This window comes from Amycolatopsis sp. NPDC026612, from assembly GCF_040638285.1.
Lineage (GTDB): Bacteria > Actinomycetota > Actinomycetes > Mycobacteriales > Pseudonocardiaceae > Amycolatopsis.
In genome coordinates, this window is record NZ_JBEZYB010000134.1 from 1 (window position 1) to 14,271 (window position 14,271).

7 protein-coding genes are annotated in these 14,271 nt (G+C 72.9%); 4 read left to right on the plus strand and 3 right to left on the minus strand.

The genetic code is table 11. The features are described 5' to 3' along the window. Positions 1–41 precede the first annotated feature (41 nt). Positions 42–5,453 carry an SDR family NAD(P)-dependent oxidoreductase gene (locus AB0F15_RS43430; RefSeq protein WP_360283500.1) on the plus strand — a complete coding sequence of 1,804 codons (5,412 nt, stop codon included), beginning with the start codon at positions 42–44 and terminating at the stop codon, positions 5,451–5,453. Positions 5,454–5,787: 334 nt separating this feature from the next. Here the strand turns inward: AB0F15_RS43430 and AB0F15_RS43435 are convergent, their stop codons facing one another. Together AB0F15_RS43435 and AB0F15_RS43440 are read right to left on the minus strand one after the other, a co-directional pair. Next, the gene (locus AB0F15_RS43435) at positions 5,788–7,671 is read right to left on the minus strand and encodes an ABC transporter ATP-binding protein (RefSeq protein WP_360283502.1); all 1,884 of its coding nucleotides are present in this window, start codon (positions 7,669–7,671) and stop codon (positions 5,788–5,790) included. Further along, positions 7,668–9,473: an ABC transporter ATP-binding protein gene (locus AB0F15_RS43440; RefSeq protein WP_360283504.1), complete on the minus strand. Its 1,806-nt coding sequence runs from the start codon at positions 9,471–9,473 to the stop codon at positions 7,668–7,670. Before AB0F15_RS43440 ends, AB0F15_RS43435 begins: the two co-directional genes overlap by 4 nt. A gap of 148 nt (positions 9,474–9,621) precedes the next feature. Between AB0F15_RS43440 and AB0F15_RS43445 the strand changes: the two genes are divergently transcribed. Beyond that, positions 9,622–10,818 carry a cytochrome P450 gene (locus AB0F15_RS43445; protein ID WP_360283506.1) on the plus strand — a complete coding sequence of 399 codons (1,197 nt, stop codon included), beginning with the start codon at positions 9,622–9,624 and terminating at the stop codon, positions 10,816–10,818. Between the two features lie 32 nt (positions 10,819–10,850). Then, positions 10,851–11,657 (plus strand): PIG-L family deacetylase, encoded by an 807-nt coding sequence (locus AB0F15_RS43450; RefSeq protein WP_360283508.1) that lies wholly within the window; start codon positions 10,851–10,853, stop codon positions 11,655–11,657. 312 nt (positions 11,658–11,969) lie between these two features. Here the strand turns inward: AB0F15_RS43450 and AB0F15_RS43455 are convergent, their stop codons facing one another. After that, positions 11,970–13,160, minus strand: a complete 1,191-nt coding sequence (locus AB0F15_RS43455; RefSeq protein WP_360283510.1) for a macrolide family glycosyltransferase — start codon at positions 13,158–13,160, stop codon at positions 11,970–11,972. A 218-nt stretch (positions 13,161–13,378) separates the two neighbouring features. Between AB0F15_RS43455 and AB0F15_RS43460 the strand changes: the two genes are divergently transcribed. Beyond that, positions 13,379–14,149: a DeoR/GlpR family DNA-binding transcription regulator gene (locus tag AB0F15_RS43460; RefSeq protein WP_360283512.1), complete on the plus strand. Its 771-nt coding sequence runs from the start codon at positions 13,379–13,381 to the stop codon at positions 14,147–14,149. Positions 14,150–14,271 lie beyond the last annotated feature (122 nt).

Sequence of the window (14,271 nt, forward strand, 5' to 3'; positions counted from 1 at the left end):
AAATCTCTTTTTTCTGTTTCTCGGCTGTGTGGTGGCCGCATGTGCGCCTCGGGGTGCCCGGCGGCGCGGGGGGCCGCGCGGCCGCCGTGGGCGTGGAATCCGTGCGCAGCACCGACGCCGACGACCCGATCGTGATCGTCGGCATGGGCTGCCGCTACCCCGGCGGGGTCGGCTCGCCCGAGGACCTGTGGCGGCTGGTGGCCGAGGAGACCGACGCGATCACCGGCTTCCCGACCGACCGCGGCTGGGACCTCGACGCGCTCTACCACCCCGACCGCGAGCACGCCGGCACGTCCTACACCCGCTCCGGCGGCTTCCTGCACCAGGCCGCGGAGTTCGACGCGGAGTTCTTCGGCATGAGCCGCCGCGAGGCACTCGCCACCGACGCCCAGCAGCGGCTGCTGCTGGAGGTGTCCTGGGAGGCGCTGGAACGGGCCGGCGTGGACCCGGCCGGGCTACGCGGCAGCCGGACCGGTGTGTTCACCGGCATCATGTACAGCGACTACGCCGGTCTGCTGGACGGGACCGAGTTCGAGGGCTTCCGCGGCAACGGCAGCGCGGCCAGCGTCGCCTCCGGCCGCGTGGCCTACGTCTTCGGCCTGGAGGGCCCGGCGGTCACCGTGGACACCGCCTGTTCCTCCTCGCTGGTGGCCCTGCACTGGGCCGCGCAGGCCCTGCGCGCCGGCGAGTGCTCGCTGGCACTGGCGGGCGGGGCGACGGTGATGTCCCGGCCGAGCACGTTCGTCGAATTCTCCCGCCAGGGCGGCCTCGCCCCGGACGGCCGCTGCAAGTCCTTCGCCGAGGGCGCGGACGGCGTCGGCTGGGCCGAAGGTGTCGGCATGCTGGTACTGGAGCGCCGCTCCGACGCCGAGCGCAACGGGCACCCGGTACTGGCCGTGCTGCGCGGCTCCGCGGTCAACTCCGACGGGGCGTCCAACGGGCTCACCGCACCGAACGGTCCTTCGCAGCAGCGGGTGATCCGCCAGTCGCTCGCTTCGGCCGGTCTGTCCACATCGGACGTCGACGTCGTCGAGGGGCACGGCACCGGCACGACGCTGGGGGATCCGATCGAGGCGCAGGCCCTGCTGGCGACCTACGGCGAGGACCGGGAGACCCCGCTGCTGCTGGGGTCGATCAAGTCCAACATCGGGCACGCCCAGGCGGCCGCGGGGGTCGCCGGAGTGATCAAGGTGGTGTCCGCGATGCAGCACGGCGTGGTCCCCCGCACCCTGCACGTCGCCGAGCCCTCCAGCCAGGTCGACTGGGCCGGCGGCGCGGTCGACCTCGTGCGGGAACCGGTTCCCTGGCCCGAGACCGGCCGGCCGCGCCGGGCGGCGGTCTCCGCTTTCGGGATCAGCGGCACCAACGCGCACGTCATCCTGGAAGCGCCCGCTCCCGTCGCCGACCGGCCGGGATTGGCGGAGCCCGGGCTCGTGCCGCTGGTGCTCTCGGCCAAGTCCGAGACCGCCCTGCGTGCGCAGGCCGCCCGCCTGCGCACACACCTGCGCACCGCCGAACCCGGACTGGCCGGGGTCGGCCTGGCGCTGGCCACCACCCGTTCGGTGTTCCGGCACCGCGCCACCGTGCTGGCCGCCGACCGAGCCGAAGCCGTCCGCGCGCTGGGCGCGCTGGCCGCGGGCGAACCCGACGCCGCCGTGGTGCGCTCCGGGACCGCGGACGGCCGCACGGCGTTCCTGTTCTCCGGCCAGGGCGCGCAGCGCCTGGGCATGGGCCGCGAGCTGCACACCCGCTTCCCGGTCTTCGCCGCGGCCTTCGACGAGGTCGTGGCCGAACTCGACCGGCACCTCGACGGCCGGCTCACCGAGGTCGTCTGGGGCGGGGACGCGGACCTGCTCGACCGGACCGGCTGGACCCAGCCCGCGCTGTTCGCGGTGGAAGTCGCGCTCTACCGGCTGGTCGTGTCCTGGGGGATCGCCCCGCACTACCTGGCCGGGCACTCCATCGGCGAGATCGCCGCCGCGCACGTGGCCGGGATGTTCACCCTGCCCGACGCTTGCCGGCTGGTGGCCGCCCGGGCCCGGCTGATGCAGGCGCTGCCCGCCGGGGGAGCCATGGTCTCGGTCCGGGCGACCGAGGACGAGGTCACCCCGCTGCTGTCCGGGCGAGTCGACATCGCCGCGTACAACGCGCCCGGCACCGTCGTGCTGGCCGGGTCCGAAGAGGCCGTGCTGGCCGTCGCCGGCCGGCTGGCCGAGCGGGGCCGCAAGACCAAGCGGCTGGCGGTGTCGCACGCCTTCCACTCCGCGTTGATGGAGCCGATGCTGGCCGCCTTCGCCGCCGAGATCGCCGGGATCGCCATCGCCGAACCGAGCGTTCCCCTGGTCTGCAACGAAACCGGTGCGCTGACCGACACGGCCCGGATGCGCGAGCCCGGCTACTGGGTCGACCACGTGCGCAAGCCGGTGCGGTTCGCCGGCTCGGTCGCCGCACTGCGCGACGCCGGGGCCGGGATCTTCCTGGAGATCGGCCCGGACGCCGCGCTCGCCGCGCCGGCCACCGAGTGCCTCGACGGGCGGGCCGCCCTGGTGCTGCCGGTGCAGCGCGCCGGTCAGGACGAGGTCACCGCCGCGCTCACCGCGCTGGCCGGCCTGCACCAGGCCGGGGCCACCGTGGACTGGCCGGCGTTGTTCGCCGGCGCCCGCCCGGCCGAGCTGCCCACCTATGCCTTCCAGCGCGAGCACTACTGGCCGCCGGTGGCCGGCCGCCGCGGCGACGTCACCGCCGCCGGCCTCGGCGCCGCCGGGCACCCGCTGCTGGGCGCGGCCGCCCGCTTCGCCGAGGACGACGGGGTGCTGTTCACCGGCAGGCTGTCCGTCCGCACCCACCCGTGGCTCGCCGACCACGCCGTGTTCGGCCGGATCCTGGTGCCCGGCACCGCGTTCGTCGAGCTGGCACTGCGCGCCGGGCAGGACTGCGGTTGCGCCGAGGTGGAGGAGCTGGTCCTGGGCGCGCCGCTGGTGCTGCCCGAGCCCGGGGCGGTCCAGCTGCAGCTGCGGGCCGGCCCGGCCGGCGAGGCCGGCCGCCGCACCGTCACCGTGCACGCCCGCCCGGACACCGGCGACGCTCCCTGGACCGAGCACGCGACCGGCACCCTGGTGCCCGGCGAACCGTGGCCCGGCCCCGGTTTTGCCGCCGGGGAGTGGCCGCCGCCGGGAGCGGTGGAGGTGCCGGCCGAGGATTGCTACCCGGCCTTCGCCGAGGCCGGTTTCGGCTACGGACCCGCCTTCCGGAACCTGCGCCGCGTCTGGCGGCGCGACGGCGAGGTGTTCGCCGAGGTCGCGCCGCACGAGACCGGTGCCGACCTGCGGGCCGCGGACTACGGCCTGCACCCGGCGCTGCTGGACGCCGCCCTGCACGCCTCGATGCTCACCGGCGCGGACGAGGTCGCCCGGCTGCCGTTTTCCTGGGAGGGAGTGCGGCTGCACGCCGCCGGGGCCGGCGCTCTCCGCGTCCGCCTCACCCGTGAGGAGCAGGACGGGACGATGTCCCTCGCCCTGGCCGACCCGGCCGGCGGCCCGGTCGCCGACATCCGGGCCCTGCGCGTCCGGGCGCTCGCCGCCGAAGCACTGGCCGGCTCGGGCTCCACTCCGCGTGACGCTCTGTTCCGGCTCGAGTGGCCGTCCGTGCCCGCCGGCACCGCCGCGCCCGGATCGGTCGCCGTGCTCGGTGCCGACCCCCTCGGACTGGCGGAAACGCTGACCGGACAAGGGGTTCCGGTCACCACCCACCCCGATCTGGCTGCGCTGGCCGCCGACGAGACGGCACTCCCGGACCTGGTCCTGGCCACCGCCGTCACCGATGACCCGGCCGCCGTGCACGAGCGGACCGCGGCCACCCTCTCCCTGGTGCAGGACTGGCTGGCGCTGGACCGGCTCGACGGGGCCCGCCTCGTCCTGGTCACCCGGCACGCCGTCATCGGGGGCGACCCGGCCGCGGCCGCGTCCTGGGGACTGGTCCGCACCGCCCAGTCCGAGCACCCCGGCCGGTTGCGCCTGCTCGACCTGGACGGCCCGGCACCGGCCACCCTGGCCGACGCCCTCGCGACCGAGGAGCCACAGCTGGCCCTCCGCGACGGGGAGCTCCGGGCTGCCCGGCTGGCCCGCGCGGACACCCCCGCGGCCGCCGGTTCCCCGTGGGACCCGGCCGGCACCGTCCTGATCACCGGCGGCACCGGCGGGCTCGGCGGCATCCTGGCCCGGCACCTGGTCACCGAACACGGCGTCCGCAAGCTGCTGCTGCTCAGCCGCCGCGGCCCGGACGCCGAGGGCGCGGCCGGCCTGGTGGCCGAACTCGCCGAGGCCGGCGCCGAGCCGACCGTGCTGGCCTGTGACGTCGCCGACCGCGAAGCGCTGGCCGCGGTGCTGGCCGAGCACCCGGTCACGGCGGTGCTGCACGCCGCCGGCGTGCTGGACGACGGCACCATCGACACGCTCACCCCCGAGCGCCTGGACACCGTGCTGCGCGTCAAAGCGGACGCCGCCCGGCACCTGCACGAACTCACCCGGGACCGGGAGCTGACGGCGTTCGTGCTGTTCTCCTCGATCGCCGGGGTGTTCGGTGGCGCCGGCCAGGGCAACTACGCCGCGGCGAACGCCTACCTCGACGCGCTGGCCGCGCACCGGCACGGGGCCGGGCTGCCGGCCACCGCGCTGGCGTGGGGCCCGTGGGAGCCGGCGGGCGGCATGACGGGCACCCTGGACACGGCCGGGCTGGACCGGATCCGCCGCTCCGGCGCCATCCCCCTGACGGCCGAGCAGGGCGTCGCGTTGTTCGACGCGGCACTGGCCCGGCCCGAGCCGGTGCTGCTGCCGGTGTCGCTCGACCTGCCGGGGATCCGCGCCAAGGGCGTGATCCCGCCGCTGTTGCGCGGGCTGGCAGGCGCGCCGGTGCGGCGGGCCGCCACGGCGGCCCTGGAACCGGCCGTCGGGTTGCGGGACGCACTGGCGGGCAAGACCGCCGAGCAACGGCACGAGATCGTGCTCGAGCTGGTCCGCGGCCAGGCCGCGCTCGTGCTCAGCCACCCCGACCCGGACGGCATCGAGCCGGACCGGCAGTTCCGCGACCTCGGCTTCGACTCGCTGACCGCGGTCGAGTTCCGCAACCGGCTGAGCGCCGCGGCCGACCTGAAGCTGCCGGCGTCGCTGGTGTTCGACCGGCCCACCCCGGCCGAGCTGGCCGGCTACCTGCTCGGCCTGCTGGCCCCGGCCGAAGAGGGCAGTGCGGAAGCGGTGCTGGCCGAACTGGACCGGCTGCAGGAGCTGCTGGCCGGTCTGACCGCCGACGAGGTCCTGCACCAGAAGGTCGCCGGCCGGCTGGACGTGCTCAAGTCCCGCTGGTCCGGCCGGCAGCCGGACGAAGCCGAAGCCCTCGACTACGACACGGCGTCCGACGACGAGCTGTTCTCCCTGCTGGACCAGCAACTCGGCGGTTGACGACCCGCCTGAGGCGGGAACGAGCCGTTCCCGGCGTCAGGCGGGTCCAGACGCGTACAGCCGAGGTGACCGATGCGGGGAAGGGTTGCCGTTCACGGCTTGCGACAAGCGAGGGAGCGCGTGTCGGTGGTGGCCTGCCGTCCGCGCAGTCTCACAGTGGTTGTCAAGCCGCAGCGGGGGTAGTGGGTGCCGGTGTGCGAAGCATGGCGTAGATGACGTCGCGGCGGCGTCGGGCGAGGCAGGTGAGGGCGGCGTTGTCCGGCTGGTCTGCTCGGCCGGCGCGGTCACGATCGCCTCGGCCGGTTGCTCGCCGATGCGGGGCCGCGGGCGGCGGTCAGGAAGCCGCGACCGGGCCGGCGAACTGGGCGGCGTGGAGCCGGGCGTACGCCCCCTCGCGGGTCATCAGCTCCCGGTGGGTGCCGCGCTCGACGATGCGGCCGGCCTCCAGCACGAGGATCAGGTCCGCCTCGCGGATGGTGGAGAGGCGGTGGGCGATCACGAAACTCGTGCGGTTCTCGCGCAGCGACTGCATCGCTTTCTGGATCAGCACTTCGCTGCGGGTGTCCACGGAGCTGGTCGCCTCGTCGAGGATCAGGATCGGCGGGTCGGCCAGGAACGCCCGGGTGATCGCGATCAGCTGGCGTTCGCCCGCGCTGATCCCGCCGGTCTCGCCGAGCACCGTCTCGTAGCCGTCCGGCAGGGTGCTCACCAGGTGGTCGACGCGGGTGGCCTCGGCCGCCCGGCGGACGTCCGCCGGGGTCGCGCCCGGCTTGCCGTACGTGATGTTCTCCGCGATGGTGCCGTCGAACAGCCACGTGTCCTGCAGCACCAGCCCGGTCTGCCGGCGCACGTCCTCGCGGGCCATCGTGGTGATGTCCACCCCGTCCAGCAGGATCCGGCCGCCGTCGGGCTCGTAGAACCGCATCAGCAGGTTGGCCAGGGTCGTCTTGCCCGCCCCGGTCGGCCCGACGATCGCCACCGTCTGGCCGGGCAGGACGCTGAACGACAGGTCGTCGATCAGCGGTGTCTCCCGCTGGTACCGGAAGCTCACGTTCTCGAAGTCGATCCGGCCGCGCACCCGGGCCGGCGGGCGCACCGGGCTGTCGGCGACGATCAGCTCTTCGGCGTCCAGCAGCTCGAACACCCGTTTCGCCGAGGCGACGCCGGACTGCAGGTCGCCGGTGATGCTGCCGATCTGCGCGGCCTGCCCGCCGAAGTAGGCCGTGTACTGGATGAAAGCCTGCACGTCACCGAGGGACAGCGCCCCGGCGGCGACCCGTACCGCACCGACCACCGCCACCAGGATGTACACCATGTCGGTGACCAGGTTGGTGCTCGGCTCGATGACGCCGGAGAGGGCGTTGGCCTTGCCGGTGGCCTTGCAGACGGCCTCGTTGTGCTCGTCGAAGGTGCGGGCGGCCTGCTCCTGCCTGCCGAACACGGTGATCAGGGCGTGCCCGCTGTACATCTCCTCGATGTGCGCGTTCAGCGCGCCGGTGGCGGTCCACTGCTCGACGAACTGGGGCTGGGCCTTCTTGCCGATCCGGGCCGCGACCACACCGGCCATCGGCAGCACCACCAGCAGCACGCAGGCCAGCAGCGGCGAGATGACGAACATCAGGATGAGTGAGCCGAGCGCGGACATGGTGGCGGTGACCAGCTTGCTCAGCGTGCGCTGCAAGGTGTTCTGGATGTTGTCGATGTCGTTGGTGACCCGGCTGAGCAGCTCGCCGCGTGCGCGGTCGTCGAAGTAGCGCAGGGGCAGCCGGGACAGCTTGGCCATGACGTCCTCGCGCAGCCGCAGCACCACTTTCTGCACCACGGCGACGGCCAGCCGTTCCTGCGTCAGGGAGAACACCGTGCCCGCGAGGTAGAGCACCGCCACCGCCGCCAGCAGCAGCCCGACCTTCCGGAAGTCGATCCCGTGGCCCGGCACGACGTCGGCCGAACCGAGCCCGGTGGCCAGCGCGTCCTTGCCTTCGGCGTGCAGCCGGGCCACCGCCTCGTCCCGGCTCAGCCCGGCCGGCTGCTGGGCGCTGATCAGGCCGCCGAAGATCAGGTTGGTCGCTTTGCCCAGCAGCAACGGCCCGAACACGTTCATCAGGATCGACACGGTCCCGACGGTGAGTACCAGGGCCGCCTGGCCGCGGTAGGGCTTCAGCAGCCCGAACAACCGTCGGGTCGTCCCCGTGGTGCGCGGTGCTTCGGCGTCGCTCACACCGCCTCCTGCTTCAGCTGCTCGCCGCGCTGCTGGGAGCCGGCGATCTCCCGGTAGATGTCGTTGTCCCGCAGCAGCTGCGCGTGCGTGCCGCAGCCGGCCACCCGGCCTTGGTCCAGCACCACGACAGTGTCCGCGTCTTCGACCAGGCTCACCTCCTGAGCCACGGTCAGCACGGTCGAGCCGGCCGTCTCGACCGCGAGAGCCTCGCGCAGCCGGGCCCGGGTGGTGTAGTCCAGCGCGGAGAAGCAGTCGTCGAACAGGTAGATCGCCGGGCGCCGCAGCAACGCGCGGGCGATCGCCAGCCGCTGCCGCTGGCCGCCGGAGACGGTGCTGCCGCCCTGCCCGATCGGCGCGGCCAGCCGGCCCGGCATCTTCCGCACGAAATCGGCGGCCTGCGCGGTTTCCAGCGCGTGCCACAGCTGCGCGTCGGTCGCGTCCGGGTTGCCGTAGCGCAGGTTGTCGGCCACCGTGCCGGTGAACAGGTACGGAGTCTGCGGCACCAGGCCGACCGTCTCGGCCAGCCGGGCGGGGGCGAACTGCCGGACGTCCACCCCGTCGATCGTCACCGAGCCGGCGGTCACGTCGGTCAGCCGCAGCACCAGGTTCAGCAGCGTGGTCTTGCCGCTGCCGGTGCTGCCGACCAGTGCCGTGGTGTGGCCGGGCGATGCCGAAAGGCTGACGCCGGACAGGAACGCCTCCGGGGCGCCGGGGTAGCGGTACTCGACCCCGCGCAGTTCCAGCCGGCCGCGGCGGCTGGTGGGCGTGGCCGGCCGCGCGGGCGCGGTCAGCTCGGGCTCGGTGGTCAGCACCTCGTGGACGCGCCGCGCCGACACCCGCGCCCGCGGCACGGTCAGGCAGACGTACAACGCGATGACCAGCGCCGTCAGCATCTGCACCTGGTAGCCGAGGAACGCGCTGAGCGCGCCGACCGGCATCCCGCCGTCGGCGATCCGGCGGCCGCCGAACCACACCAGCGCGACGGAGAAGACGTTGCTGATCAGCACCACGACCGGGAAAAGGGTGGCACCAAGCCGCCCGGCGCGCACCGACGCGGTGAACATTCCCCGGTTGGCCCGGGCGAAACGCTGCTTCTCGTGATCGTCGCGCACGAAGGCGCGGATCACCCGCACCCCGGCGATCTGCTCGCGCAGGATCCGGTTGAGCTTGTCGAGCGAGGCCTGGATGCGCTCGTACAGCGGGCTGAGCCTGGCCAGCAGCACCAGCACCACCAGCGCGGTGACCGGGATCGTCAGCACGGTCAGCACGGACAGCGGCGGATCCTGCCGCACCGCCATGACGAGGCTGGTGACGCAGATGATGGGCGCGGTCAGCAGCGAGGTGAGCGTGGAGATCACCAGCGTCTGCAGCTGCTGCACGTCGTTGACCGTGCGGTTGGTCAGCGACGGCGTGCCGAACCGCGCCACCTGGTAGGGGGAGAACCGCTGCACCTTGCGGAAGATGAGGGAACGCAGGTCCCGGCCGACGTTGGCGGCGGTGTGCGCGGCCATCAGCTCCGCGACGACCGCGGTGGCCAGCTGGGCCACCGACACCGCGATCATGATGCCGCCCAGCCGCAGGATCGCCGCCGTGTCGCCGGCGAGGATGCCCTGGTCCACGATGGCCGCGTTCAGCGTCGGCAGCAGCAGCATGCCCACGGTCTGCGCGAACTGGAGGACCGCCTGGACCAGGATGCGCCCGCGGTAGGGGCGCAGCCGGTCGCGGAGCAACGCCAGCAGCACCGGTGACGACTTCCAGCGCCCGGCTTCGTGCCGGCCGGTCGGTTCCGCGGTGCGCGCCATACCGACGGACCCTACGGAGCGGCCGGTAGGGAAGGTCCTAGAGGAACGATTTCCCCGCGGCGCCGGGAGGTCTAGGGATTTACCGGCGGGACGCCGATGACACTCGGCACCGGGTGCGCCCCGCACGAACCTCCGGGAGGAACCGGCCATGACGACATCCGAAGAGCTGCCGACGCTCGCTTCGCTGCGCTCGCCCGTCCTGGGCGACAATCCGTACCTGCGCAAGTTGCAGGCGGAGCGGCCGATCTGGCGGGTGCGCACCGACACGGGCGACGAAGGCTGGCTGGTGGTCGGCTACCCGGAGATCAAGGAGCTGATGCTGGACAAGCGGATCGGCCGCACGCACCCGAACCCGGCCGAAGCCGCGCAGCTGGCCGACAACCCGATCTTCTCGATGATCGCCGGCGTCGCGGCCGGCCGGGACGAGCACGAGCTGCACGCCGCGTTCCGCGCCCTGCTGATCCCGCACTTCTCCCACAAGAAGATGCAGTCGCTCAAACCGAGGGTCGAGGGCATCGTGCGCGGCATGGTGGACGACCTGGCCGCGCTCACCCCGCCCGTTGACCTCCAGACCGCGTTCTCTCTGCCGGTTTCGCTGAAGGTGCTGTGCGAGCTGATGGGTGTACCCGAGGACGAGCGCGACCTGCTGGGCGAGCTGCTCGACCACGTGCACGAGATCGGCGAACACGCCAACGCCGGCCAGGCCGAGTTCATCCGGTATCTGATGGGGCTGGCCGCGCGCAAGCGGGAGAACCCCGCCGACGACGTGATTTCCGGGATCTGCCAGGCCGGCCTGAAGGACTCCGACGTCACCAACATCGTCTGCATGCTGCTGTTCGCCGGGCACGAAAGCGTGGCCACGCACATCGGCAACGGCGTCGCCCGGCTGCTGACCCGGCCCGACTTGCTGACCGAGGTACGCGCCGACCCGTCGGCGATGGCCGGTGCGGTGGAGGAACTGCTGCGCACGGCCAACTTCGGTGGCGGGGCACAGCCGCACTACGCGCACGAGGACATCGAGATCTGTGGTGTCACCATCCGGGCCGGGGACCTGGTGCTGCCGGACTTCGCCATCGCCAACTTCGACGAGCGGTCGTTCGCCGACCCGGACCGGATCGACTTCGGCCGCAAACCCAATCAGCACCTCACCTTCGCCCACGGTGCCTGGCACTGCGTCGGGGCGCCGCTGGCCCGGCTGGAACTCAACGCGGTGTTCACCGCGCTGCTGGAGAAGTTCCCCGGCCTGACCCTGACCACCACGCTGGAGAGGCTCAACCGTGCGGACGGCGACGACGGCACCGACCGGCTCGCGGCGTCCATCAGCGCGCTTCCCGTCGCCTGGTGAACCCCGGGCGGCCCGGACGAGAGGTGGTGGCCATGGGTGAACACCAGGGTGCCGAAGCGCTGGCCGGGCGAACGCCCACCGTGCTGTCGGCGCACTACGACGACGGCGTGCTGTCGTGCGGCGGCCTGCTCGCGGCCGGCGCCGAGGCGGGTACGCCGGGCACGGTCGTCACCGTCTTCTCCGGTGCGCCCGAACCCCCGCTGTCGGCCGAGGCCCGGAAGTTCCACCGGGCGTGCGGCCTCGCCGACGCCGACGCCATCGCCCGCCGGGAGGCGGAGGACGACCGGGCGATGGACGTGGTCGGCGCCACGCCCGTCCGGCTGGGGGTGCCGGATGCGTTGTACCGCAAGGACGGCGCGGGCAACCCCCGGTACCCGCGGGACACGGAGATCTCCCGGGCCGCCCTGGAGTCCGAGGCCGAGCTGATCGGCGAGCTGGCGGCCGTCATGGCCGCCGAGCCCGCCGTGCGCGACGCCGAGCTGCTCCTGGCCCCCTTGGCCATCGGCAACCACATCGACCACCGGATCACCCGTGCCGCAGCGCGGCTGCTCGACCGCGACCCCGACACGGTCTGGTGGTATGAGGACGCGCCGTACGTGATCTTCCCGAGAGAGCTCCTCGAGCCCTTCGACGAGTCTCGCACCGCACCGCGGATCTTCCGGCTGACCGGCGGGCAGTGGGACCGCAAACTGCAGGGCATCGGCTGCTACGCCTCCCAAGCGCCCATCCTCCTCGGCGGGAACACCGAACTGCCGAAGTACCTCACGATGTACGCGGAGTCACTCGCGGGCGGCGAGCCGGCCGAACGCTACTGGAAGCTGCCCGCCGCCCAGCTCTGAAACCGACAGAGGTTGTCGACAGTCTGTGCTCCTGATCAAGGCGGTCCGAGGTTGAGCACGTGGCGGGAGAAGGAACTGGTCAGGCGCGCGAACCGGCGCCTGGCCGTCCTTCGAACCCCGGACTGGGTGTCCTCGCTGCCGTTCCAGGTCGAAAGGATCCGGACCGACAACGGCGCGGACTTCCGGTCCGCGTTCCCCGGGTGGCGGGATTTCGGTTCCCCGTAGGGAGAAATCGGTCGAATCGATCAAGCGGTCCAGTTTCGGGCGCGGCCTGAACGCCGGCCGCGCCCGAAACCCCGAACAGAGCCGTTGTCACGCCGGCTGGGTGAGAGTGGCCAGGTGGTGCTCGATCAGATCGGCCGACCGCGTCGCGGCCGGCACGGCGAGCCGGAGCTCCTCCCGCACGGCGGCCACGTTCGCCCGGATCCGCTCGCTCGTGTGCACCGTGTCCACCGCGTCCCGCAGCCCTTGGGGGGTCAGCGTTTCCGGCTCCAGCAGGAGGCCGAGACCCTGGTCGGCCACCGTGCGCGCGGTGAGCAGTTCCTCGCGCTGTTGCGGCACGGTCACCAGCGGCACACCGGCGCTCAGCGATTCCAGCACCGAGTTCATCCCGGCGTGGGAGACGAAGGCTTCGGCGCGCCGCAGCACGGACAGCTGCGGGAAGTACGGCCGCACCTCGGTGTTGGCCGGCGCCGGGCCCAGGTCCGCCGGGTCCACGTGCTCGCCGATGGCCATCGCGACCTGCCAGCCGGTGCCGCCGAAGGCCTCGAAGCACTGCCGGAAGAAGGCGGTCGTGTCGGCCAGGAAGCTGCCCATCGAGATGAACAGCAGCGGCCGGTCGCCGGTTTTCCGCCAGGCGGTGTCGTCTGCCCAGCCACCCAGTGCCGGGCCGACGAACTGGAACCGCTCGTCGAAGGTGTCCGCGGCGGGCTGGAACGAGCGCGGCAGGAAGACCAGGTTGAGCGGAGCGCAGTTCTCCCGCTGGTGCGGGGGAGTCAGGCCGAACTCGGCCGCTGTGCGCAGCTGGCTCTGGAAGATCTCGGTGAAGATTTCGACGGCACGGGGGTCGGACATGTCCGTGCCCCCGGCCAGCAGTTCGTCAAGCGAGAAGTGGCTGTTGCTGGCGTACGTCGGGTTCAGCGCGACGCAGGGCACGTGGAACCGTTCGGCCACCATGGTCGCCGACACCGCCTGCGAGTCGTAGCACAGCACGTCCGGGCGGTCGTTCTCGAAGAGTTCGTTCAGCAGCCGTCCGCTGACCTTGGTCATCGCCAGCAGCGCTTCCGCGGTCGCCACCGTGTGCCGGGCGCTGGGCGTGGCCGAGCGCGGCGGCAGCGCCACCGGGATCGGCAGCAGCGCGGCGCCGGCCGCCTCGACGTCCGCGCGGAACTTGTCGTGGGCGGCGTAGGTGACCCGGTGGTCGCGGTCGCGCAGTTCGCGGGCTAGCGGCAGGGTCGGGCGGAGGTGTCCCTGCGCGGGCACGGTGACGAACAGAACATGCATGTCAAGTGATTCCCCTCTGTTCGTGGTCGCGTCGAGCCGTACCGGGATTATGCGCCGGGAAGGTGTAGGTCTTCTCCCAGTCCGGATCGCGATGGCCCGTCGGACCCACCGGATCGGTACGCGAGTGCACGTGTGCCGCCGAATGCGCCCGAGCAGGTTGCCAGGATGAATTTTTGACTTACGATCACGCAGGTCTCAGCAACAACGGGGTGGTGAGCGTGGACGGAGAACAACGTCGTCGGACGATCGCCCATTGGGTGCGCGAGTACGGTGGGCTCACCGTCCTCGAGTTCGCCGAGCAGCACGGTTTCAGCCCCGAGGCCGTCCGGTCCGACCTGGCCGCGCTGGAGCACCAGGGCACCCTGCGGCGAGTGCCGGACGGCGCCGTCCCCGCCGTGCCGGTGCAGCCGGCCGCGGGAGCCCCGTCCACGGCCCCCGGGAGGTGCCGGATGCACGCGGAGAAGGAGCGGATCGCCAGGGCCGCGGTCGGCGAGGTGCCCGACGGCGGCTCGATCCTGCTCGACGCCGGGAGCACCGTGGCGCGGCTGGCCGGACTGCTGCCGACCGGTCGCGACCTGACCGTCGTCACGCAGTCGCTGGCCGTGGCCGCGGCGCTGAGCGACCGGCCGGACCTCGACCTGATGCTGATCGGCGGCCGGGTCCGCGGCCACTCGCTGGCCCTGGTGGACAGCTGGGCGTTGCGCACACTGGCCGGCGCCCGGATCGACGTCGCTTTCCTCGGCGCCGACGGCGTGTCCGTGCGGCACGGGATGACCGTCCGGGACGGGGCGGTGGCGATGGTGAAGCGTGCGGCGATGGTGGCCGCGCAGCGGACAGTGCTGCTGGCCGACCACACCAAGCTCGACCAGGATCGCCTGGCCAGTTTCGGCTCGCTGGCCGAGGTCGACATCCTGATCACCGACGACGGGGCCGACCCCGAGCGCGTCGGCGCGATCACCGCGGCCGGGCCGCGCGTGGTCGTGGTCTGAGCCGCCCCGGGAGCCGCGCTCAAGCCGTGACCATGCGCGGCCCGGCTCCGGCCAGGTCTCGGGCTACGTGTTTGTCGATGCCGTCGTCGGTGATGAAGGTGTCGATGTCGGATAGTTCGGCG